This is a genomic window from Pseudomonas trivialis, assembly GCF_001439805.1.
GTDB lineage: Bacteria > Pseudomonadota > Gammaproteobacteria > Pseudomonadales > Pseudomonadaceae > Aquipseudomonas > Aquipseudomonas trivialis.
Window position 1 is genome coordinate 113137 of sequence record NZ_JYLK01000003.1, and the last position, 21346, is coordinate 134482.

The 21346-nt window shown below is 59.6% G+C and carries 24 protein-coding genes; 5 read left to right on the plus strand and 19 right to left on the minus strand.

Annotated features, from left to right (window positions below; translation table 11 throughout):
* Window positions 1-2: 2 nt before the first annotated feature.
* The 14 genes from pal to TU79_RS06085 all read right to left on the minus strand — a co-directional run bounded on the left by pal (window position 3) and on the right by TU79_RS06085 (window position 11282).
* Window positions 3-503, minus strand: a complete 501-nt coding sequence (gene pal, locus TU79_RS06020; RefSeq protein ID WP_003209827.1) for a peptidoglycan-associated lipoprotein Pal — start codon at window positions 501-503, stop codon at window positions 3-5.
* A 59-nt stretch (window positions 504-562) separates the two neighbouring features.
* Window positions 563-1843: a Tol-Pal system beta propeller repeat protein TolB gene (gene tolB / locus TU79_RS06025; protein ID WP_032871425.1), complete on the minus strand. Its 1281-nt coding sequence runs from the start codon at window positions 1841-1843 to the stop codon at window positions 563-565.
* 17 nt (window positions 1844-1860) lie between these two features.
* On the minus strand, window positions 1861-2934 hold the full coding sequence (tolA, locus tag TU79_RS06030; protein ID WP_003237694.1) for a cell envelope integrity protein TolA: 1074 nt from the start codon (window positions 2932-2934) through the stop codon (window positions 1861-1863).
* Complete coding sequence (tolR, locus tag TU79_RS06035; protein WP_162276088.1) at window positions 2934-3386, minus strand: protein TolR; 453 nt, start codon at window positions 3384-3386, stop codon at window positions 2934-2936. The genes tolA and tolR overlap by 1 nt, the downstream gene beginning before the upstream one ends.
* A gap of 23 nt (window positions 3387-3409) precedes the next feature.
* Window positions 3410-4105, minus strand: coding sequence for a protein TolQ (gene tolQ, locus TU79_RS06040; RefSeq protein WP_003237690.1), 696 nt, complete (start codon window positions 4103-4105; stop codon window positions 3410-3412).
* Between the two features lies 1 nt (window position 4106).
* The gene (gene ybgC, locus TU79_RS06045; protein WP_057007166.1) at window positions 4107-4562 is read right to left on the minus strand and encodes a tol-pal system-associated acyl-CoA thioesterase; all 456 of its coding nucleotides are present in this window, start codon (window positions 4560-4562) and stop codon (window positions 4107-4109) included.
* Window positions 4563-4712: 150 nt separating this feature from the next.
* Window positions 4713-5771 carry a Holliday junction branch migration DNA helicase RuvB gene (ruvB, locus tag TU79_RS06050; RefSeq protein WP_057007167.1) on the minus strand — a complete coding sequence of 353 codons (1059 nt, stop codon included), beginning with the start codon at window positions 5769-5771 and terminating at the stop codon, window positions 4713-4715.
* The gene (gene ruvA / locus TU79_RS06055) at window positions 5772-6383 is read right to left on the minus strand and encodes a Holliday junction branch migration protein RuvA (RefSeq protein ID WP_046069316.1); all 612 of its coding nucleotides are present in this window, start codon (window positions 6381-6383) and stop codon (window positions 5772-5774) included.
* A gap of 63 nt (window positions 6384-6446) precedes the next feature.
* Window positions 6447-6971, minus strand: coding sequence for a crossover junction endodeoxyribonuclease RuvC (gene ruvC, locus TU79_RS06060; protein ID WP_057007168.1), 525 nt, complete (start codon window positions 6969-6971; stop codon window positions 6447-6449).
* A 155-nt stretch (window positions 6972-7126) separates the two neighbouring features.
* Window positions 7127-7873 (minus strand): YebC/PmpR family DNA-binding transcriptional regulator, encoded by a 747-nt coding sequence (locus TU79_RS06065; RefSeq protein ID WP_057007169.1) that lies wholly within the window; start codon window positions 7871-7873, stop codon window positions 7127-7129.
* A 136-nt stretch (window positions 7874-8009) separates the two neighbouring features.
* Window positions 8010-9785, minus strand: coding sequence for an aspartate--tRNA ligase (gene aspS / locus TU79_RS06070; protein WP_057007170.1), 1776 nt, complete (start codon window positions 9783-9785; stop codon window positions 8010-8012).
* 107 nt (window positions 9786-9892) lie between these two features.
* The gene (locus TU79_RS06075; protein ID WP_003237677.1) at window positions 9893-10114 is read right to left on the minus strand and encodes an FmdB family zinc ribbon protein; all 222 of its coding nucleotides are present in this window, start codon (window positions 10112-10114) and stop codon (window positions 9893-9895) included.
* A 172-nt stretch (window positions 10115-10286) separates the two neighbouring features.
* Window positions 10287-10628 carry a ribbon-helix-helix domain-containing protein gene (locus TU79_RS06080; RefSeq protein ID WP_057007171.1) on the minus strand — a complete coding sequence of 114 codons (342 nt, stop codon included), beginning with the start codon at window positions 10626-10628 and terminating at the stop codon, window positions 10287-10289.
* Between the two features lie 180 nt (window positions 10629-10808).
* Window positions 10809-11282 carry a Dps family protein gene (locus TU79_RS06085; RefSeq protein WP_003193874.1) on the minus strand — a complete coding sequence of 158 codons (474 nt, stop codon included), beginning with the start codon at window positions 11280-11282 and terminating at the stop codon, window positions 10809-10811.
* A 326-nt stretch (window positions 11283-11608) separates the two neighbouring features.
* Between TU79_RS06085 and TU79_RS26715 the strand changes: the two genes are divergently transcribed.
* Entirely contained in the window at window positions 11609-12211 is a 603-nt protein-coding gene (locus TU79_RS26715) for a cold-shock protein (protein ID WP_057007172.1), read from the plus strand.
* Between the two features lie 72 nt (window positions 12212-12283).
* Here the strand turns inward: TU79_RS26715 and TU79_RS06095 are convergent, their stop codons facing one another.
* Together TU79_RS06095 and TU79_RS06100 are read right to left on the minus strand one after the other, a co-directional pair.
* Window positions 12284-12490, minus strand: a complete 207-nt coding sequence (locus tag TU79_RS06095) for a SlyX family protein (RefSeq protein ID WP_057007173.1) — start codon at window positions 12488-12490, stop codon at window positions 12284-12286.
* Between the two features lie 3 nt (window positions 12491-12493).
* Entirely contained in the window at window positions 12494-12919 is a 426-nt protein-coding gene (locus TU79_RS06100) for an HIT domain-containing protein (RefSeq protein ID WP_057007174.1), read from the minus strand.
* A gap of 742 nt (window positions 12920-13661) precedes the next feature.
* Here TU79_RS06100 and TU79_RS06105 point away from each other — a divergent pair.
* A complete protein-coding gene (locus TU79_RS06105; protein ID WP_057007175.1) occupies window positions 13662-14978 on the plus strand; it encodes an OprD family porin in 1317 nt (438 codons plus the stop codon).
* 190 nt (window positions 14979-15168) lie between these two features.
* Here TU79_RS06105 and TU79_RS06110 read toward each other — a convergent pair whose 3' ends face one another.
* The gene (locus tag TU79_RS06110) at window positions 15169-16011 is read right to left on the minus strand and encodes a mechanosensitive ion channel family protein (protein WP_057007176.1); all 843 of its coding nucleotides are present in this window, start codon (window positions 16009-16011) and stop codon (window positions 15169-15171) included.
* Window positions 16012-16029: 18 nt separating this feature from the next.
* Window positions 16030-16515: a YajQ family cyclic di-GMP-binding protein gene (locus TU79_RS06115; protein ID WP_003209785.1), complete on the minus strand. Its 486-nt coding sequence runs from the start codon at window positions 16513-16515 to the stop codon at window positions 16030-16032.
* A gap of 123 nt (window positions 16516-16638) precedes the next feature.
* Here TU79_RS06115 and TU79_RS06120 point away from each other — a divergent pair, with 123 nt between their 5' ends.
* From TU79_RS06120 to TU79_RS06130, 3 genes are read left to right on the plus strand one after another with little or no spacing between them, the layout of a single operon-like run.
* The gene (locus TU79_RS06120) at window positions 16639-17556 is read left to right on the plus strand and encodes a putative 2-dehydropantoate 2-reductase (protein WP_057007361.1); all 918 of its coding nucleotides are present in this window, start codon (window positions 16639-16641) and stop codon (window positions 17554-17556) included.
* A 46-nt stretch (window positions 17557-17602) separates the two neighbouring features.
* Window positions 17603-19636: a sensor histidine kinase gene (locus TU79_RS06125; RefSeq protein WP_057007177.1), complete on the plus strand. Its 2034-nt coding sequence runs from the start codon at window positions 17603-17605 to the stop codon at window positions 19634-19636.
* A 2-nt stretch (window positions 19637-19638) separates the two neighbouring features.
* Complete coding sequence (locus TU79_RS06130; protein WP_057007178.1) at window positions 19639-20217, plus strand: cob(I)yrinic acid a,c-diamide adenosyltransferase; 579 nt, start codon at window positions 19639-19641, stop codon at window positions 20215-20217.
* A gap of 127 nt (window positions 20218-20344) precedes the next feature.
* On the opposite strand, the gene TU79_RS06135 is transcribed toward TU79_RS06130, so the two are convergent.
* Complete coding sequence (locus TU79_RS06135; RefSeq protein WP_057007179.1) at window positions 20345-21289, minus strand: Nudix family hydrolase; 945 nt, start codon at window positions 21287-21289, stop codon at window positions 20345-20347.
* Between the last annotated feature and the right edge of the window lie 57 nt (window positions 21290-21346).

Here is a 21346-nt window from a genome sequence, read left to right on the forward strand (position 1 = left end):
AATTACTTACGCAGTTCGACGCGACGGTTTTGAGCCCAGGACTGCTCGTCGTGGCCAGTAGCAACTGGACGCTCTTTACCGTAGGAAACCAGTTCCAGTTGGCCTGGAGCAACACCTTGCAGTACCAGGTAGCGCTGAACGGCTTTCGCACGACGCTCGCCCAGTGCCATGTTGTACTCACGAGTACCACGTTCGTCAGTGTTACCTTCCAGAACAACGCGAGCGCCGTTAGCTTTCAGGTCCTTGGCGTGAACGTCCAGAGCGCGCATGGCTTCTGGTTTCAGGTCCGAACTGTCGTATTCGAAGTAGAAAGTGGTGATAGCGCGCAGAGCAGCTTCTTCGCTCAGGGAGCCGTCAACTGCACCCGTGTTAGCGCCGTAACCAGCGTTTGGATCAACAGCTGCGCCTTCACCGGCGTTGTCGCCGCCTTTGGACGAGCAACCAACGGCTACGGACAGAGCCAGAGCCAGAGCAGCAAACTTACCAAACTTCAGCATTTCCATCGTGAAACTCCTAATGAACCCCAGTGTGTTAAGCAAATCTCTTTTTTTGTAGCGCCGCGTCAGTTCAGGTAAGGGGACCAGGATGGTTCTCTGACTTCGCCTTGTGCGGTAGGAAGCGGGAGCCTTACGCGTCCATTAATGGACACGAGCATCAAGACTCCCCGGCCCTGCTGGCGGGTGGCGTAGATTACCATGGTGCCGTTGGGCGCAACAGTGGCTGACTCATCAAGGTTGGTATCTGTAAGGATTTTTACGGTTCCGCGCTGCAAATCCTGGGCCGCAACCCGGAAATTAGTGAAACCATCCTGACGGTGAATCATCACCAACGTCTTTTCATCGGCCGAAAGCTTCGGATTGGCATTGTAGTTGCCAATGAAGGTTACGCGTTCTGCGCCACCACCACCCACGCTCGTTTTATAGATCTGTGGCTTGCCGCCCCGGTCGGAGGTGAAGTAGATGGTCGAACCATCCTTGCCCCAGAACGGTTCAGTGTTGATGCCAGGACCGCTGGTCACGCGGCTGATCTGGCGCGAAGCCATGTTCATCACGTAGATATCCGGATTGCCGTCCTTGGACAGCACGAATGCCAGGCGCGAACCATCGGGCGACCAAGCCGGTGCACCGTTGAGGCCTTCGAAATTGGTGATCTGCTCACGACGCCCTGTATCGATGTGCTGGACGAAGATGCGCGGACGCTTCTGCTCGAACGACACATAGGCAATGCGCTTGCCATCCGGTGCAAAACGCGGCGACAGGATCGGCTCACGCGATTGCAGCAAAGTCACGGCGCGTGCACCGTCGTAATCCGAGCGCTGCAGCGTGTAACGGGTGTTGTCCACCGAGAAACGCTCAGCCGTGACATACAACAGGCGCGTGGAGAACGCGCCTTTGATGCCGGTGAGCTTTTCAAACGACTGGTCCGAGATGTAGTGGGCCATGTCGCGCAGTTGCTCGGCAGTGCCCGACACGCTGCCGGTCAAAACCTGCTGCTCGGTGGCCACGTTGAACAAGGTGTACTGGATCTGCAGGCGACCGCCGGCCGGTGTGATACTGCCGACCATCAGGTACTGCGCGCCCACTGCTTTCCAGTCACGGAAGCTGACTTCGCTGGCCTGGGTGGGCTGGCTGATCATGTTGCCCTTTGGGATCGGTGCGTAGTAACCGGAGTTGCGCAGGTCGTCGCTGACGATCTGGGCCATGTCATCCGGCAGCACGCTGCCGCCCTGCCAGCCGAACGGCACTACCGCGATCGGGGTGGCCCGATCACTGCCGCTGGTTACCAGGATGTTCTTTTCATCCGCCGCCGCTATCCCTGCCATACAGCAAATAACGACAAGCATTCCTCGAAGAAGGTTTCTCACAAGGCTAGATCCTCAGGTGTGAATGTCATCTTGAATGAACGATAGGGAGCGAAGTCGCTTGGTTTCATTCCCTGCATCTCGGTCAACCGGCCAATGTTCTTGACCGCGGCAACCGCCGAACTGTCGAACGAACCGTCACCACTGGACTTGGCCACGCTGACCGAAGTCACCGTACCGTCCGGCAACATGCCGATCTGCAGCACTACTGTCATGCCTTTACGTGCCGAAGGTGGACGTGTCCAACCTTCTGCTGCCCGTGCCCGAATCAGGTCGTCGAAACTGCCCGCGACTTCATCGCCACGCTCATCGGCCAAGGCTTGCTGACGCTGCGGCGTGTCGGAGAGCAAATCTGCCAGGGCCTGAGCCTTTTTCTCTTCGGCGGATTTACGCGCTGCTTCCTGAGCCTTTTTCTTCGTGGCATCGGCGGCAGCTTTCTTCTTCGCGTCGTCGGCGACTTTCTTCTTCGCCTCGTCTGCTTCAGCTTTTTTCTTGGCGTCTTCGGCGGCTTTCTTCTTCGCGTCTTCGACTATCTTTTTCTTGGCTTCTTCAGCGGCCTTTTTCTTGGCCTCTTCTTCAGCAGCTTTTTTGGCTTCTTCTTCAGATTTCTTCTTGGCTATATCAGCCAATTGTTTCTCTTCGGCTTTTTTAGCTTCGGCAGCTTTGTCGGCTTTCTTGGCTTCATCAGCCTTTTTGGCCTCGTCGGCTTTCTTCGCTTCGTCAGCCTTTTTCGATTCCTCGGCCTTTTGAGCCGCCTCTTCTTTCTTTTGTTCCGCAGCCGCCTTCACCGCTTCCTGCTCGACCTTCTTCTGTTCCATCTGCTCGACTTCGGTCTGGCGCGCGGCCGACTTCTGGGCCTCACCCGCAATCTTCTGATTGGTCTGGGTGGTGGCCTGACTTTTCGATTTCAGCTGATACAGGGTCGCCTGCACGATCGGCTTGGCCGGCGGCAGGTCCGGGGTCATGGCAAAACTGACGAACAGCATGCCGAACACCAGCACGTGCAGGGCAATTGCCCACACGCCAGGCCAGAAGAAGCTTTCCGAGGCGGACGGCTCTCGCTGTTGCTGCATCAGGGCGCCTCGGTGATCAAACCAACGTTACCGACGCCGGCCTTCTGCAGACCACCCATGGCACCCATGACGGAGCCGTAGTCGACCGATTTGTCGCCGCGAATGAAGACCTGGGTACGCTTGCCGCCTTCGTTGCCGGAGCGAATGATTTTGGTCACCGCATCGGTCATCGCCGGCAGGGTCAGGGCCTTGTCCTGCTGTTTCTGGGTGTCGACTTCGCTGCCAAGGTTCCAGTAATAGGTCTTGTCGGACTTGATCGAAATGGTCAGCACCTGCGTGTTGTTGTCCTGCGGCAAGGCTTCACTGGAAACCTTGGGCAGATCAACCTTCACGCCCTGGTTGAGCATCGGCGCGGTCACCATGAAAATCACCAGCAGCACCAGCATCACGTCGATGTAGGGCACTACGTTCATCTCGGCGACCGGCTTGCGCTTTTTGCGCGCTCGAGCGATTAAAGCCATTGGGAATTACCTGCTTATTCTTCGCTGGTGTGCACTTTACGGTGCAGGATCGCCTGGAATTCATCGGCGAAGGTGTAGTAACGGCCGATCAGCGTTTCGCTGGTGGCAGCAAAACGGTTGTAGGCGATTACGGCCGGGATCGCCGCGAACAGGCCAATAGCGGTGGCAATCAGGGCTTCGGCGATACCCGGGGCCACGGTGGCCAGGGTCGCCTGCTGTGCCTGGGCCAGGCCGCGGAACGAGTTCATGATGCCCCATACGGTGCCGAACAGGCCGATGTACGGGCTGACGGAACCCACGGTGGCGAGGAACGGCAAGCTTTGTTCAAGCTTCTCTTCTTCACGGGAGATGGCGACGCGCATGGCACGGGCCACGCCTTCCATGACGGCTTCCGGATCGACGCCGGGCTGCTGACGCAGACGGGAGAACTCCTTGAAACCGGCACGGAAGATCTGCTCAACACCCGAATCCGGGTCCGGGTTGCTGCCAGCCTGGCGGTACAGCTTGGACAGGTCGATGCCCGACCAGAAGCGCTCCTCGAAGCTCTCCAGGGCACGTCGACCGGCACGCAGCATGTTGCTGCGCTGGAAAATCATGACCCAAGAGGTAACCGATGCGGCTACCAGGGTCAGCATGACCAGTTGAACCACAACACTGGCATTGCTGACCAGGCTCCACATGGAGGAATGGTCGACGACGGTAGGTTCCACGCTAAATCTCCTGCTCTGATTGTTTACCCGCGCCGCTCACGGCGGCAAAGGCCGCACGTAGAGTTTCGGGAATGGCCCGAGGTTTCAAACTGTCGGTGCGTACACATGCCACCAGAAACTGCCCCTCACAGAGCAGCGTTGCATCCGTTGCCCGCCTGACCTGCTGCTTGAAACGCAGGCTGACACGGTTCAATTCGATTACTTGCGCGCTGACCAGCAACTCGTCGTCCAATCGCGCAGGTGAGTGGTAACGCGCCTCGCTGGAATGCACGACGAATAACAGGTCCTCCCCTGCCAGCGTGGATTGGGCAAAGCCCAGCTCCCGTAGCCGCTCGGTTCGAGCCCGTTCCATGAACTTGAGGTAATTGACGTAATAAACGATGCCGCCGGCATCGGTGTCCTCGTAATAAACGCGACAGCGATGTACGAACGACTGATCCCCGTTTTGCGCGCGCATACTCTAGTGCTTACTCCTCAGGTTGCCAATCCGGCCCACCACTGTTTTTTCATTCCCGTTCTTCATCCTGAAGAATATTTACAACGACTGAATGACGACGCCAGACACTGGGACAGCACAAACCTCAGATAAATCGTGCGGCGCAAGCTTTTAATCGTCCACTGCATCGAGGAATTCGTCTACCACGGGCATCTCTCCCAATCGTGACGGAATATTTAGCCCGAAGTGCAGATAAGCATGGCGGGTCACCACGCGCCCCCTTGGCGTGCGCATGATGTAGCCCTGCTGGATCAGGTACGGCTCCAGCACATCCTCAATGGTATGGCGCTCCTCGCTGATGGCGGCGGCAAGGCTGTCGACCCCTACCGGGCCACCGTCGAACTTCTCGATCATGGTCAGGAGCAGGCGTCGATCCTGGTGATCAAAGCCGTGCTCGTCCACATCCAGCAGGTTCAGCGCCAGGTCCGCCACGGCCTTGGTGATGTGTCCCTTGGCGCGCACCTCGGCAAAGTCACGCACGCGGCGCAGCAGGCGGTTGGCGATACGTGGCGTGCCGCGCGCCCGACGGGCGATTTCAAAGGCACCTTCAGGGTCCAGCGGCAGGCCGAGAATGCCCGCCGACCGTATGACAATGGTCGCAAGATCGGCCGTGCTGTAGAACTCGAGGCGCTGAACGATGCCGAAACGGTCGCGCAGCGGGTTGGTCAACATGCCGGCACGGGTGGTCGCGCCCACCAGGGTAAAGGGCGGCAGGTCGAGCTTGATCGAACGGGCAGCCGGCCCCTCGCCGATCATGATGTCGAGCTGGAAGTCCTCCATGGCCGGGTACAGCACTTCCTCGACAATCGGCGACAACCGGTGAATCTCGTCGATAAACAGCACGTCATGGGGTTCAAGGTTGGTCAGCAGCGCCGCCAGGTCGCCGGGACGCTCCAGCACCGGGCCCGAGGTGGACTTGATCGACACGCCCATTTCATTGGCGATGATCATCGCCAGGGTGGTTTTACCCAGCCCCGGCGGGCCGAAGATCAAGGTGTGGTCCAGGGACTCGCTGCGCCCGCGGGCGGCCTGGATGAACAGCTCCATCTGCTCGCGCACGGTGGGCTGGCCGATGTAGTCGGCCAGACTCAGCGGGCGGATGGCGCGATCCTGGACTTCTTCACGGTCGCGCGGGCCGGTGGCTGCAATCAGACGATCAGCTTCAATCACTTAAATCATTCCCTTCAGGGCTCGGCGGATCATGTCTTCGCTGCTCAGGTTCTTGTCCTTGATGGCCGATACCGCCTTGCTGGCCTCCTGCGGCTTGTAGCCCAGGGAAATCAGCGCACTGACTGCATCGCTTTCGGCGCTGGCGACCTGCCCCGCCGGCATGTCCGGCTGGTTCGGCACCAGCGCGAACATGTTTGGCACGACTTCCCAGGCCTTGAAGCGGTCCTTGAGTTCCACCAGCAAGCGCTCGGCGGTCTTCTTGCCCACCCCCGGCACCTTGGTCAGCGCCGAAGTGTCCTGGGCCGACACCGCCCGCACCAGCTCATCCACTTCCAGGCTCGACATCAATGCCAGCGCCAATTTTGGCCCTACGCCATTCAAGCGAATCAGCTCACGGAAAAAGTCGCGGTCGCGCTTGCCGATGAAACCATAGAGCAATTGCGCGTCTTCGCGCACCACCAGATGAGTGTGCAAAGTAATCGGCTCACCGACCGACGGCAGGCGGTACAAGGTGGTCATGGGCACTTCAAGCTCATACCCAAGCCCGTTTACATCCAGAATCAGGTGCGGCGGCTGTTTCTCGGCCAGGGTGCCGCGCAAGCGTCCAATCACGGTTCGGATCCTTAAAAAGCATAGGGTCAGATCGACGCCTGACCGGGAATAACGCTGATGCTATCAGAGACGCAGGCGCCCGCCACGACTGCGTGCCGTGCCGAGCCCATGTGGCAGTAGACTGGATAGGGTATGCGCATGGCAAATGGCAATGGCCAGGGCGTCGGAGGCATCGATCTGCGGCTTGGCGGTGAGCTTGAGCATGTGCATGACCATCATCTGCACCTGCTCCTTATTCGCCCCGCCCGTGCCGACCACGGCCTGCTTGACCTGGGTCGCGGTGTATTCGGCGATCTCCATGCCCTCCTCGGCCCCCGCCACAATGGCGGCGCCACGGGCCTGGCCGAGCTTGAGCGCGGAGTCGGCGTTCTTGGCCATGAACACTTTTTCGATGCCCATGGTCACCGGGCCATAGGTCTGGATCACTTCACGCACGCCGCGATAGACAATTTGCAGACGCTCAGCCAGCTCGCCCGCCCCGGTGCGGATGCAGCCCGAGGCCACATAGACGCAGCCACGCGGGGTGTGCTGCACCACACCAAAACCGGTGATGCGCGAACCGGGGTCGATACCAAGGATTAAAGTCATAGCACCTGCGGGTTGGGTAAACACATTTTTTGATACATCAGGTTCAATGTGGGAGGGGGCTTGCGCCCGATGGCGATGAGTCAGTTATCTATTACTCGACTGAACCACCGCTATCGGAAGCAAGCCCCCTCCCACATCTGGAACTGCGTCGTCCTTCAGCCTAGTTGTTCGGCGACGGATTCAGGGATGTCAGCGTTGGAATACACGTTCTGCACATCATCCAGGTCTTCGAGCATGTCCAGCATCTTCAGCACCTTTTGCGCACCGTCCAGATCCAGCTCGGCGCTGGTGGTCGGCAGCATCACGATTTCCGCGTCGGTGCCTTTGAAGCCGGCCGCCTCCAGTGCAGTGCGCACGGCATAGAAGCTGGAGAACGAGGTGAACACGTCGATGGAACCGTCTTCGTTGGTCACCACGTCATCGGCATCGGCCTCCATTGCCGCTTCGATCAGCGCGTCTTCATCCACACCCGGCGCAAAGGTAATCTGCCCCTTGCGCTCGAACAGGTAGGCCACCGAACCGTCGGTACCCAGGTTGCCCCCGCACTTGCTGAACGCATGGCGCACGGCAGCGGCAGTACGGTTGCGGTTGTCGGTCATGCACTCGACCATCACCGCCACGCCGCCCGGGCCGTAGCCTTCGTAGGTCAGTTCGACCATGTCGTCGGTGTCGGCGGCGCCGGCACCACGGGCCACGGCGCGGTCGATGATATCGCGGCTCATGTTGGCGCCCAGCGCCTTGTCCAGCGCCAAACGCAGGCGCGGGTTGGAAGCCGGGTCGCCGCCACCTTGGCGAGCGGCAACGGTCAGTTCACGGATCCACTTGGTGAAAATCTTGCCTTTCTTGGCATCCTGACGCTCTTTGCGGTGCTTGATGTTCGCCCACTTGGAATGGCCAGCCATAACACAACTCCAATAATTCTCTAGAAACCTTTATCAATCACGCTTGCGGCGCAATACAAGCTTGTAACGCAAAGGCGCATCCGAAGATGCGCCTTTTTTGACTGCGTAAACCTCAGTGCGCTTTCACGCCGCAGCCTTACTCAGCCTTCGGCGTCTCGCGCAGACGAATGTGCAGTTCGCGCAGTGCCTTGGCATCCACCACACCCGGTGCCTGGGTCATGACGTCGGCAGCGCTCTGGGTTTTCGGGAAGGCGATCACTTCACGAATCGACTGGGCGCCGGTCATCAGCATCACCAGGCGGTCCAGACCGAATGCCAGGCCACCGTGGGGCGGCGCGCCGTACTTGAGGGCGTCGAGCAGGAAGCCGAACTTCTCTTCCTGTTCCGCTTCGTTGATGCCCAGCAGGCGGAACACCGCTTGCTGCATCTCCTTGCGGTGGATACGGATCGAACCGCCACCCAACTCGGTGCCGTTCAATACCATGTCGTAGGCGCGGGACAAGGCGCCTGCCGGATTGGCTTCCAGCTCGGCCGGGGAGCACTTGGGCGCGGTGAATGGGTGGTGCAAGGCGCTGAAACTGCCGTCGTCGTTCTCTTCGAACATCGGGAAGTCAACGACCCACATCGGGGCCCATTCGCAGGTCAGCAGGTTCAGGTCGTGACCGAGCTTGATACGCAATGCGCCCAAGGCTTCGCTGACGATCCTGGCCTTGTCGGCGCCGAAGAACACGATGTCGCCGTCAACGGCACCGACGCGATCGAGGATCGCGTTGAGGTTGTCCAGCGGAATGTTTTTCACGATAGGCGATTGCAGACCATCAACACCGTTGGCGCGCTCGTTGACCTTGATGTACGCCAGGCCCTTGGCACCGTAGATGCCGACGAACTTGGTGTAGTCGTCGATCTGCTTGCGCGGCATGCTCGCGCCGCCGGGCACACGCAGTGCGGCAATGCGGCATTTAGGGTCGTTGGCCGGGCCGCTGAACACCTTGAAGTCGACCTCTTTGAGCTGGTCGGCCACGTCCACCAGTTCCAGCGGGTTGCGCAGGTCCGGCTTGTCGGAACCGTAGCGCCGCATGGCTTCTTCGAAGGTCATGTGCGGGAAGTCGCCAAACTCCAGGTCCAGCACTTCCTTGAACAGGTTGCGGATCATCTGCTCGGTGAGGCCCATGATCTCTTCTTCATTGAGGAAGCTGGTCTCAATGTCGATCTGGGTGAATTCCGGCTGGCGGTCGGCGCGCAGGTCTTCGTCACGGAAGCACTTGGCGATCTGGTAGTAACGGTCGAAGCCGGCCACCATCAGCAACTGCTTGAACAGCTGCGGCGACTGCGGCAAGGCAAAGAAGCTGCCGGCGTGGGTACGGCTCGGCACCAGATAGTCACGCGCGCCTTCCGGGGTGGCCCGGGTGAGGATCGGCGTTTCAACGTCGAGGAAGCCGTTTTCGTCGAGGAAGCGGCGGATGCTGGTGGTCATGCGCGAACGCAGACGCAGCTTCTCGGCCATCTCCGGACGACGCAGGTCGAGGAAGCGATAGCGCAGGCGGGTTTCCTCGCCCACGTCGGAGTACTCATTGAGCGGGAACGGCGGGGTTTCCGACTCGTTCAGCACTTCAAGCTCATAGCCCAGCACTTCGATGCCGCCGGACGCCATGTTCTTGTTCACGGCACCGGCCGGACGCAGGCGCACCTTGCCGGTGATCTTCACGACGTATTCGCTGCGCACGCGGTCGGCGGCAGCGAAGCTCTCGGCGCGATCCGGGTCGAACACCACCTGGGCCAGACCATCACGATCACGGATATCGAGGAAGATCACCCCGCCGTGGTCGCGGCGACGGTGAACCCATCCGCAAAGGGTGATTTCCTGACCTTCCAGGGTCTCGTTCAGTTGGCCGCAATAGTGGCTGCGCATCATGGTCGTGGTTTCACTTCTCGTAATTCGAAATTCGGTGGAGGCCCGCCTCGTCACCGTACGGTTATGCAGGAGACGGATAATGCAGGAGCCTGCGCGTAGAGTTCAACTCAGTCTGCCTTGTCGCCGCCCGCCAGGTTCTTCTTGGCGCCGGTCTTGAAATCGGTCTCGTACCAACCGTTGCCGCTGAGGCGGAAGCCTGGCATGGACATCATTTTTTTCAATTCAGGTGCCTGACAGGCTGGGCAATCGACCAACGGCGCGGCGCTGATCTTTTGAATGGCTTCCAATTGATGACCACAGGAAGCGCATTGATAGTCGTACATGGGCATTGAGATGTCTCGGCGATCAAAACTTGCTGCGCCACGCCCTGCCCTTGTGCATAAAGCCCCGGCATGCGCAGCAAAGCGCGGGATTATATCTGGTAAATCGAGGCAGCGCAGCCGGCTTTCTCCCCGGGTGCCGACCCGCCTGAATGGCGGGTCGGTCCGAGGCACGGGCAAACTATCCTGAGCAGGAGGGGGCGACGCAGCCATTCAACACATGCACCACGCACACCACCCTCACCAGCCCACTGAAGTTCTTCACGCCGCCGTAGCGCAAATGCACTTCCCGATCAACGTAGGACAACAGTGCGCTGACCGAGCAGGTATTGATCCTGGCAATCTCTGCAAGGATATTCCAATAGATCTGTTCGAGCCGCAGGCAGGTAGAAAACCCATTGAGCCTGACCGAGCGCGACAGTGGCTTGGCCAGCCCCATATCGAACCCTTTTGCAAACGGGTCGACCTTTATCTTATGGAAACCGTTGGTTTCCATCACTCCGTTACCGACTCCACGTGACATACACCTGACACTCCATTGCCAAACAGCAGCCCAGGGGACTTCCCATTGGACAGTGACGCTATAAAACAGCAGGGAGCGACAGGCAGCCAGAAGACGCAGAGTAGATGGGCGTAGGACAACGCCAGGAAGCGCGCGGAAACACGCAGGCGGCGCCAGCAAGGCGCCACCGGTGTACGACGTTTACTGATTTTCGAGCAGGGAACGCAGCATCCACGCGGTTTTCTCGTGCACCTGCATGCGCTGGGTCAACAGGTCTGCCGTCGGCTCATCGCTGACTTTGTCGAGCAACGGGAAGATGCCACGAGCGGTACGTGTAACGGCTTCCTGGCCTGCGACCAGTTGCTTGATCATCTCTTCGGCGCTTGGCACACCTTCTTCTTCCTTGATCGAGGACAGGCGGGCATAGATCGAGTAGGCACCCGGCGCAGGGAAACCCAGGGCACGGATACGCTCGGCAATGGAATCCACCGCCAGCGCCAACTCGTTGTACTGCTCCTCAAACATCAAGTGCAGCGTGCGAAACATGGGGCCGGTGACGTTCCAATGGAAGTTGTGGGTCTTCAGATACAGTACGTAGGTATCGGACAGCAGCCGTGAAAGTCCGTCGACGATGGATTTACGATCTTCTTCACTGATACCAATATCGATTGCCATGTGTTTCCCCTTCAATTGATGAGTATTCATTGATCAAATGAACGGCCACTCTAGCAAGAAATGCCTGAAAGCCGCTCGAAAAGCCTGCATCCGTCTAGGACAAGCGTTTGAAGCAGAAATGCCGCGCTCCCCGCAAGCCCCCCACATGCTTGATTTGAGTAGGCACAGCCTTTGCTGTTAAATAGGCGCCGTGTGGCTGCCGTTTACCTGTGCGGCACGTCACATAGGCTGATCCCCGCGCACGTGCTCAACGCCTCCCATTGTTCAGAAGCGAACCGTGCCAGTCAGCTCTTCCTCGTGATCCGTCTTAAAGTGAGTTAATCAAAATGTTGAAAATCGTCCACCTGCTAACGGGCGTTGCAGCGTTGCTGCTGTCCTTTATCCCGAGCCTGCAGCCTGAAAGCCTGCCCTACCTGCAACAACATGATGCTCTATACCTGGCCCTGTTCGGCCTGCTGAACCTGACGCTCGCACCGGTAATTCCTTACTGGAACAAAGGCACGCGTCATCAACTGCAAAATCTGGTCAGCGCGCTGCTGGTGCTGGCCGTTGTCGTGCAGACTCTCACCCTACTGGCACCCATGCCTGAAGTTGGCGGTCACCCGGCCATCCTGCTCAGCCTGGTCATTGCTGTGGTCGCCATCGTTCTTCACCTGGCCATCAGCTTCTACCGTTCGTCCCCAGCGGCCGCGTCGCAAAATTACGACATGACCAACCGGGATACCGGGACCGTCAAGTGGTTCAATACCTCCAAGGGCTTCGGCTTTATTTCCCGCGATTCGGGCGATGATATTTTCGTCCACTTCCGGGCCATCCGCGGCGAAGGCCATCGCGTTCTGGTCGAAGGCCAGCGTGTGGAGTTCTCGGTGATGAACCGCGACAAAGGCCTGCAAGCCGAAGACGTGATCGCCGCGTTGCCGCGTCGCTGATTCAAACTGCCGTAGCAAAAAAAACCGCGATCCGGCATTGGCCGTGTCGCGGTTTTTTTTATTGCGCGCCCATTAATAGTGAGGCGGCGGCGCTTCTTCTTCGGATGACTCGAACTGGCCACCCATTTCTTCCTGGCGCTTGAGCAGGGCAGCGATCTGCAGTTTCAAGCGCTCGACGGCGCGCTGCTGGTTGACCAGGATATCGTTGAGGGTTTCGATGGTGTCGTCCTGGAAGGCCAGGCGGCTTTCCAGGTCGGTGACGCGGTCTTGCAGGTCCATGATTCAGTCCTGGGTGAAGATGAAGTCGGCAGGCAGCAGGTCGCGCAATTGCGCACGAATGGCCGTCACCTGCTCAGGCGTGTAGGGACGGGCTGGATGCTTGCCCCATACCGGCGCGGGCCAGGCGGCGTCATCGCGCCGGCGCACGATGACGTGCACATGCAGCTGGCTGACCACGTTTCCCAACGCACCGATATTCATCTTGTCGGCGCCAAGCCCCTCGTTCAGCAGTTGCGCCAGGGTTGTGGTTTCCTGCCACAGCACCTGCTGGTCCGCGACATCCAGCTGAAACACTTCACTGATAGCGTCAATACGCGGCACCAGGATGAACCAGGGATAATTCGAGTCATTGGACAGCAGCAGCCGGCACAGCGGGAAATCCCCGAGGGTCAGCGTGTCTTGTTGCAGGCGTTGATCCAGTGCGAACACTGCGGGCACTCCATTGAACAGGTCAGGTTTTGCGCGCCAGCATACCTTCGATTGCGACGCACTTCACGGCGAATGCGGCAAAGCGGTGGCGCAGGACGGTAAAAAACATGCCCCCTTTAGAGGCAAGCCGGTATTTGAGCTGAGCGGGAACGGGCCTCGACAGGCCGCACCAAAATGATACATCCGTGCTTCAAAGGGATTCACCGAATACCCACTCGTTGGGGTGGACGGGTAACGTTTTGCCACGATTCGGGCCTGGTGTAACGCACAGCGCGGACAAGTGATGCGCACTCAGTGCAGGTCACACCGCCCTGGAAACCCGTCTTTATGCAGCGTTTACAGGCTTTTCACGTTTTTCACGAAAAAATGACATTCGATTACCGGTTTGTGCACGCTTGTTGCAAGCTTCCTTGCATCGTCGGCAACGGCACCCGTGGATGCAGGTGTTTCGCGATAAGAACAGCAGCGATTCAATGCGCATCAGGGAAGCGTTCAAACTTCGAAAGCCGTTTGAAGACAGTATTGAAGTTGTCAGTCCAGTTACAGTTGGGCTGTGAATTTGCGACAGGGAGCTAGCGATTTACGACAGCCTCGTAAAGAAGCTGAAAGGAAAGTTGGGTAAGTATCGTCAATAGGGTCTGCGTGATATAACTTTGCGCCGACACAAAAAAGAAAGAGCCGCCCAGATAAAAATACAGGTGGGACGGCAGTACTCTTCCTAAAACCAAAGGAGCAAATCACGATGCGCGTGATGAAGTGGAGCATGATCGCCCTCGCTGTTTCAGCAGGCACCTCGCAGTTCGCAATGGCGTCCGCCCAGGACGATTCCAAGGGCTTTGTTGAAGACAGCACGTTCAGCATCAATACTCGCGCCCTGTACTTCAGCCGCGATTTCCGTAATGAGCCGCTGGCCGGCTACGACAAAGTCAACAACAAGAACAAGAGCCGTGCAGAAGAAACCGGTCTGGGCTTCAACGCCCTGTATGAATCGGGCTTCACCCAGGGCACCGTGGGTGTCGGCGTTGATGTGATCGGCCTGATGGGCTTGAAGCTCGACAGCGGCAAGGGTCGTGCCGGCACCGGTCTGTTCCCGGGCGGCTCTGACGGCCGCTCGCAGGACGAGTATTCCAAGGGCGGCGGCGCGGTCAAGTTCCGCTTCTCCAACACCGTGCTGAAAGTCGGTGACCAATACACCACCGCTCCTGTGTTCGCCTCTGACGACAGCCGCCTGCTGCCAGAGCTGCCACAAGGCATTTCGATCACCAGCACCGAAATCAAGGGCTTGAAACTTGAAGGGGGTCACTTCACTTCGAGCGTGGCGCAGAACCAGACCTTCCATGACAGCCTGGGCCTGAAGAAGACCGATTTTGTCGGCGGCGTCTACGCCTTCACTCCTGAAGTCACCGGCAGTCTGTACTACGCGAAGACCGAAGACTACTTCCGCAAATACTACAGCAACCTGAACTGGACTCACGCGCTGAGCGACAACCAGTCCTTCGCCCTGGACTTCAATATCTACGACACCAAGAGCGAAGGCGAAGGCCTGCAACGCGCCTACAAAGATCGTCTCCTGCCGCTGGCACAACAAACCAAGCTCGACAACCGCGCGTTCAGCTTGCAGGGCGCCTACACCGTCGGCGCGCACACCTTTACGCTGGCAGCCCAGAAAGTCACCGGCGACGGCGACTACGGCTACGGCGTAGACGGCGGCGGCTCCGTGTTCCTGGCCAACTCCGTGGCGCGCTCCGACTTCAACGCCGAAGGCGAGAAGTCGTACCAGGCTCGTTACGATCTCAACATGGCGACCTTCGGCATTCCAGGCCTGAGCTTCATGACCCGTTACGTAACCGGTAGCGGCGCCAACACCGCCGCCACCTCGAACGGTAAAGAGTGGGAACGCGATATCGAAGCCAAGTATGTGGTCCAGAGCGGTCCGGCCAAAAACCTGAGCCTGCGCCTGCGTCAAGCGACGTATCGTTCGGGTGATGGCGTTTACTACGGTTCGCCTTCGATCGACGAACTGCGCCTGATCGCAAACTACCCGTTGAACATCCTGTAATTCGCCGTTTGATTACAACGATGACTTAAGGCTTCTGCCTTAAGTAAAAAAGCCGCTCCCTTCTATAGAAGGGAGCGGCTTTTTTATTGCACTATTATTTCAGCTGAACATAACTAGCAAGCTAAGCAACTAAGATCGGCTGTCGCATTTAACCTGACCTGTCGGCCCAGTTAAACGCAACACTTTCCTGTTACTTCGCCGGCGCTTCCTGCATGACACGAATAACCCGCTGTGGAAACGGAATATCAATCCCCGCCCCTTTCAAACGGTCGCGCGCCAGTTCATTGAACATGAACACCACGTCCCAATAATCCGGCGTGTTGGTCCAGCAGCGCAATGAAACAGTGATCGAGCTGTCCCCCAATGTCGAAACCACCGCCGCCGGTGCAGGGTCAGCCAACACACGCGGATCCTTTGCCAGTTCCAGCAGCACTTCACGGGCTTTTTGCAGGTCGGCCTCATAGTCCACACCCACGTCAAACACCACCTTGCGGGTCGGCTGGCGATTGGTGTTGGTAATGATGCCGTTGGACAGAATGCCATTGGGCACGATCACGGTCTTGTTGTCGCCGGTGCGCAGCACGGTGTGGAAGATCTGGATGCTGTCGACCGTACCGGAGGTGCCCTGAGCTTCGATCCAGTCGCCGATGCGAAACGGACGGAACAGCAGAATCAGCACACCACCGGCAAAGTTGGCCAGACTGCCCTGCAACGCCAGGCCAATGGCCAGTGTTGCGGCACCAATCGCGGCGACGAACGAGGTGGTCGCCACGCCGATCATCGAAGCCACGCTGACCACCAGCATCACTTTCAACGCAATGTTCGCAAGGCTGGTGATGAAGTGCTGCAGCGCCAGGTCCGCTTTACGCAGAGCCAGCAAACGCCCGACGCGATTGGTAAAGACATTGATCAGCCACCAGCCGATGGCCAGGGTAATCACGGCCAGCAACACGCGGCTGCCGTATTCCATGATCATCGGGATCCAGGACTGCGAGGTCTTGATCAAGTGATCCATTTCAGCGTTCAAGTCCATCTATCTTCTCCTTTGCAATCAGTCGCGGAAATTATTGAACTGCAGCGGCATGTCGAAGGTTTTGGCGCGCAGGGCCGCAATGGCCTCTTGCAGGTCGTCACGTTTCTTGCCGGTAATCCGCACTTGCTCACCCTGAATGGCGGCCTGCACCTTGAGCTTGGCATCCTTGACATGGGCAACGATTTTCTTCGCCAGCTCCTTGTCGATGCCTTCCTTGAGCACCGCTTCCTGTTTCATCAGCTTGCCGGAAGCGTAGGCGTCCTTGATTTCAAGGCACTGCGCGTCGATCTTGCGCTTGACCAGCGACAGCTTGAGGATCTCAATCATCGCTTCCAGCTGGAAATCGGCTTCAGCGGTCAGGTTGACGGTCAACTCCTTTTCCTTGAACTCGAAGCTGCCCTTGCCTTTCAGGTCATAGCGGCGATCCAGTTCCTTGACGGCGTTCTCGACGGCGTTGGTGACTTCGTGTTTGTCCAGTTCGGATACCACGTCGAACGAAGGCATGTCATTTCTCCAATATAAGGGGCAGGCTCAGTAAAGATGGAGCGCGCCCGAGCTAAAATGCCGGAGCATTATAGCGATTCTTTCGTTCTGTTCATCGCAGGCAACCCAACGGAGCAAAAACCGATGTCGACCACCTGGCATATTCTCGGCGCGGGCAGCCTTGGCACCCTCTGGGCCACGCGCCTGGCGCGTGCCGGCATGCCGGTGCGGTTGATTCTGCGCAATACAGAGCGGCTGGCCAGTTATCAGGCAGGGCCAGGACTGACGCTGGTCGAGCACGGTGTTGCACAGACTTATCCGGTGAGCGCCGAAACGCCTGACACCCCAGAGCCGATTCATCGCCTGTTGGTGGCGTGCAAAGCCTACGACGCACAAAGCGCTATCGCACAGCTGCAGCACCGCCTTGCACCGCACGCCGAGCTGATCCTGCTGCAGAACGGTCTGGGCAGCCAGGACGCGGTCGCCGCCCGGCAGCCCCACGCCCACTGCATATTTGCCTCCAGCACCGAAGGCGCGTTTCGTGACGGCGAGTGGCGCGTGGTGTTCGCCGGGCATGGCTACACCTGGCTGGGCGACGCCGCCCGCCCGACCGCCCCGCCATGGCTGGATGACCTGCTCGTCGCCGGAATCCCCCATGAATGGAGCATCGATATTCTCACGCGCCTGTGGCGCAAGCTGGCGCTCAATTGCGCAATCAACCCGCTGACCGTGCTTTATCAATGCCGCAACGGGGGCCTGCAGGCGCACCCGTGTGAAGTCGCGACGCTGTGCGCCGAACTGAGCGAACTGCTCGACTGCTGTGGCCAGCCAGCGGCCTCACAGGATCTTCACGATGAAGTGCAACGGGTGATCCAGGCCACCGCCGCGAATTTTTCCTCCATGTATCAGGACGTGGCCAACCTGCGCCGTACCGAAATCAGCTACCTGCTGGGTTACGCCTGCCAGGCCGCCGCCCGCCATCAATTGCCCGTGCCCCATCTGCGGGCCGTGCAGGCACGTCTGGTCGAGCAGTTGGTTGCACGCGGATTGCCCAGCGACTGAGGCACGCGCTACCCTGCCTGCCTGTCTCTAAACAGCGAACACCCTGATGCCTCTGCGCCAGCGTCTTGAAAACCTTCCGGTCGGCCAGAAACTGCTGGCCGCGCTGCTGGTGCTGCTGACCACCGTGCTGCTGGTGGCCAACCTCACCTTTATCAGCGCCGCCTATTGGATTTCCCAGGAAAGCATGGCACCGCAGGCGTTACAGGCCATTGGCCGGCTGGTGTCCAACCCGGCCCTCGCCGCCGAAGCCCTCGAATCACCGGCCAAGGCCGATGCCCTGCTCAACGAATTGACCAGTTATTCGCCGTTGCGCGCCGCGGCACTGTACGACGGCGAGGGTAATCGCCTGGCGCAGATGCAACATGGCGACCGCTTGCACTTGCCGGACACCTATCGGCATATCGAGGCGTGGCGCGTCACCGAGTTTCGCAGCAACCAGGTCATCACCCTGCCCCGTCCCGGCCAGGCATCCGGGCATTTGCTGCTGGTGGCCAGCAGCGAGCTGCCCGTGGCGTTCTACACCGGCACCCTCACCGCCAGCCTTGGCATCCTGATCTTCAGTGTGCTGCTGTGGCTGGTGATCGCCCGCCAGATCAAGCGGCTGATCACCCGGCCCATCTACGAGCTGGAAGAACTTTCGCGCCAGGTGACACGCGAAGAGAACTACGCCCTGCGCGCCCGGCGCGGCAACCACGACGAAATCGGCAGCCTGGCCGAAGCCTTCAACACCATGCTGTCGCGCATCGAAGCGCGCGAACAGCAGCTCAAGCGCGCCCGGGACGATTCCCAGGCAGCCTATGACCAGGCGCAAGGCCTGGCCGAGGAAACGCGCCACACCAACCGCAAGCTCGAACTGGAAGTGCAGGTTCGCAGCAAGATCGAGAAAAAACTCACCGGTTTCCAGAACTATCTCAACAGCATTATCGATTCGATGCCCTCGGCGCTGATTGCGCTGGATGAGCAGCTGTACGTCACCCAATGGAACCAGGAAGCCAGTGCGCTCTCCGGTACACGACTGGATGAAGCGCTGAACCAGCCGATCTTCCTCGCGTTCGAGCCGCTCAAGCCGTTTCTGCCGCAGATCAAGGCCACGATCGAGCAGCATGTGGTGGAGCGCATCGAACGCGTCACGTGGATCAAGGACGACGAGGCCAAGCATTACGCCCTGACCTTCTACCCGCTGACAGGCGGCGCGGGACGCGGCGTGGTGATCCGCATCGACGACATCACCCAGCGTTTGTCACTGGAAGAAATGATGGTGCAGTCGGAGAAAATGCTATCCGTCGGCGGGCTCGCGGCCGGCATGGCCCACGAAATCAACAACCCACTGGGCGCGATCCTGCACAACGTGCAGAACATCCGCCGTCGGCTGTCGGCCGAGTTGCCGAAAAACCTGGAATACGCCGAGCAGGCCGGTATCGAGCTGGCTACGGTCAACCGCTACCTTGAAGGCCGCGAAGTGCCCCAATTGCTCGACGGTATCCAGCAAGCCGGGGCGCGGGCGGCGAAAATCGTCACCCACATGCTCAGCTTCAGCCGCCGCAGCAACCGGCAAATGGCGCCCTGCGACCTGCCCGCGCTGATTGATCAAGCCGTGGAAATCGCCGGCAATGATTTTGACCTGGCCATTGGCTTCGACTTCAAGGGGCAGGCGATCATTCGACACTTCGATCCACAACTGGGCCCGGTGCCCGGCACCGCCAATGAACTGGAACAAGTGCTGCTCAATCTGCTGAAGAACGCCGCCCAAGCCATTCACCTGCGCGACGACGGCGAGCCGGGGCGGATCATCCTGCGCACCCGCCTCAATCCGCCATGGGCCGAAATCCAGGTGGAAGATAACGGCGTTGGCATGAGCGAAAACGTGCGCAAGCGCACCTTCGAGCCGTTCTTCACCACCAAGGAAATCGGCCAGGGCACCGGGCTTGGGCTGTCGGTGTCGTATTTCATCATCACCAACAACCACAAGGGCCAGATGGAAGTGCATTCCACCCTGGGCCAGGGCACCTGCTTTACCTTGCGCCTGCCCCTGGCCGGCAGCCAATTGGCCCCCACTGCATCTAACCAACTGGAGCAATGACCATGGGCTTTCGCCTGTCGAAGATCTACACCCGCACTGGCGATCAGGGCGAAACCGGCCTCGGCGACGGCCGCCGCGTGCCCAAGGACCACCCGCGCGTGGAGGCCATTGGCGAAGTCGATACACTCAATAGCCAGTTGGGCCTGCTGTTGGCCAATCTTGAAGAGCAGAGCGGCAAGCACCCTGAACTCAGGGATGTGATTGAAGTGCTGACGCCCTGCCAGCACCGTCTGTTCGACCTTGGCGGTGAGCTGGCCATGCCGGTGTACAAAGCGTTGAATGCGGCCGAGGTGGACCGGCTGGAAGCGGCGATTGATCGCTGGAATGAAGAAGTCGGGCCGCTGGAAAACTTCATCCTGCCCGGTGGCTCAGCCTTGATTGCCCAGGCACACGTATGCCGCAGCCTGGCACGCAGCGCGGAGCGTCGGTGTCAGCACCTGAACGCGGTGGAAGCGCTGGAGGGGGTCGGGCTTGCGTATATCAATCGGTTGTCGGATCTGCTGTTTGTGGCGGCGCGGGTGATTGCCAGGCGCCAGGGAGTGGCGGAGGTGCTGTGGCAGGCGGCGGCCAAGCCGCACTGATGATCAGGCAGTGCCTTGTCTGGCCTCATCGGGGACAAGCCCCCTCCCACAGGTGACCGCATTCCAGGGTTGGAACCGGGTCAAATGTGGGAGGGGGCTTGCTCCCGATGAGGCCCTTCAGACACCCTCAACCCTGCGGCCAGAACGCCCTGATACCCGCCACACCCTGAGCCCCTGCCTCCCAGGCCCGCTCCCGCTCGGCAGGTCCTACCCCGCCCAGCAGAAACACCGGCTTGCTGAAACCGGCAATCAACTGCGCCGCCTGTTCCCAGCCCAGCGGCTGCGCATCCGGATGGGTCTGGGTCGGTTGCACAGGCGACAACGTGACAAAGTCCACGTCCATCAATTCGGCCAGCGCCAGTTCCTCGGCGTTATGGCAGGACGCAGCCAACCAGCGGTCCTTCGGCAACGGCCGGCCCTTGCTCGCGTATTTGCGCAGTTGCGCCGAGGTCACGTGCCAACCCGCCGCAGGAAAATCCCCCAGCCATTCGAACGGTCCCTTGAGCATCAATTGCGCTTTGCCGGCACACAATCCCACCGCATCCACCGCCAGGTCGCGGTATTTCGGGTCGTAACCATTGGGCGCACGCAGTTGAATCAGCTTGATGCCGGCGGCGACAGCCTGCTGGATGCCACGCAACAGCGTCGGGGTTTCCAGCTCGCCAGGAGTGATCAGGTAGTCGGCCGGCAGGCGCGCCGCCGCGACAATCGGCGTGTTGGCTGCGGGAAACGCATAGTTGAGCAGATCCCGAGGGGCGACCCACGCCAGAGGCTGTCCTTCGACGCCGTGTGGCTCGCCGGTAAACGATGAGACTTCCCAGACATCCAGCAACACCTGCTTGTCCGGGTAGTCGTGCTGCACCTTGATCAACGGACGCGCCGTCGTGACCTGAATGCCCAACTCTTCCTGCAGTTCGCGGGACAACGCAGTGGAAACCGACTCATCAGCCTCCACCTTGCCGCCGGGAAACTCCCACAAACCGCCCTGGTGCTGGGTGTCGGCACGGCGCGCCAGCAGGATCCTGCCGTCGACGCCGCGGATCACCGCCGCTGCTACATGTACTCGTTTCACGCCACTGCTTCCTCGTGTGGTAACCCCTGCAGGCGCGAACGCCTACAGGGGGAGGTT

Excerpts from the sequence above, each read along its gene's own strand:
- TU79_RS06075 (WP_003237677.1), bottom strand. The coding sequence starts at position 10,114 with ATGCCCATGTACGACTATCAATGCGCTTCCTGTGGTCATCAATTGGAA.
- TU79_RS06105 (WP_057007175.1), top strand. The coding sequence starts at position 13,662 with ATGCGCGTGATGAAGTGGAGCATGATCGCCCTCGCTGTTTCAGCAGGC.
- TU79_RS06120 (WP_057007361.1), top strand. The coding sequence starts at position 16,639 with ATGTCGACCACCTGGCATATTCTCGGCGCGGGCAGCCTTGGCACCCTC.
- TU79_RS06080 (WP_057007171.1), bottom strand. The coding sequence starts at position 10,628 with ATGTCACGTGGAGTCGGTAACGGAGTGATGGAAACCAACGGTTTCCAT.
- TU79_RS06115 (WP_003209785.1), bottom strand. The coding sequence starts at position 16,515 with ATGCCTTCGTTCGACGTGGTATCCGAACTGGACAAACACGAAGTCACC.
- pal (WP_003209827.1), bottom strand. The coding sequence starts at position 503 with ATGGAAATGCTGAAGTTTGGTAAGTTTGCTGCTCTGGCTCTGGCTCTG.
- TU79_RS06085 (WP_003193874.1), bottom strand. The coding sequence starts at position 11,282 with ATGGCAATCGATATTGGTATCAGTGAAGAAGATCGTAAATCCATCGTC.
- tolA (WP_003237694.1), bottom strand. The coding sequence starts at position 2,934 with ATGCAGCAACAGCGAGAGCCGTCCGCCTCGGAAAGCTTCTTCTGGCCT.
- TU79_RS06095 (WP_057007173.1), bottom strand. The coding sequence starts at position 12,490 with ATGGACCTGCAAGACCGCGTCACCGACCTGGAAAGCCGCCTGGCCTTC.
- TU79_RS06130 (WP_057007178.1), top strand. The coding sequence starts at position 19,639 with ATGGGCTTTCGCCTGTCGAAGATCTACACCCGCACTGGCGATCAGGGC.
- ruvC (WP_057007168.1), bottom strand. The coding sequence starts at position 6,971 with ATGACTTTAATCCTTGGTATCGACCCCGGTTCGCGCATCACCGGTTTT.
- TU79_RS26715 (WP_057007172.1), top strand. The coding sequence starts at position 11,609 with ATGTTGAAAATCGTCCACCTGCTAACGGGCGTTGCAGCGTTGCTGCTG.
- ybgC (WP_057007166.1), bottom strand. The coding sequence starts at position 4,562 with ATGCGCGCGCAAAACGGGGATCAGTCGTTCGTACATCGCTGTCGCGTT.
- TU79_RS06065 (WP_057007169.1), bottom strand. The coding sequence starts at position 7,873 with ATGGCTGGCCATTCCAAGTGGGCGAACATCAAGCACCGCAAAGAGCGT.
- TU79_RS06110 (WP_057007176.1), bottom strand. The coding sequence starts at position 16,011 with ATGGACTTGAACGCTGAAATGGATCACTTGATCAAGACCTCGCAGTCC.
- aspS (WP_057007170.1), bottom strand. The coding sequence starts at position 9,785 with ATGATGCGCAGCCACTATTGCGGCCAACTGAACGAGACCCTGGAAGGT.
- TU79_RS06125 (WP_057007177.1), top strand. The coding sequence starts at position 17,603 with ATGCCTCTGCGCCAGCGTCTTGAAAACCTTCCGGTCGGCCAGAAACTG.
- tolB (WP_032871425.1), bottom strand. The coding sequence starts at position 1,843 with ATGCTTGTCGTTATTTGCTGTATGGCAGGGATAGCGGCGGCGGATGAA.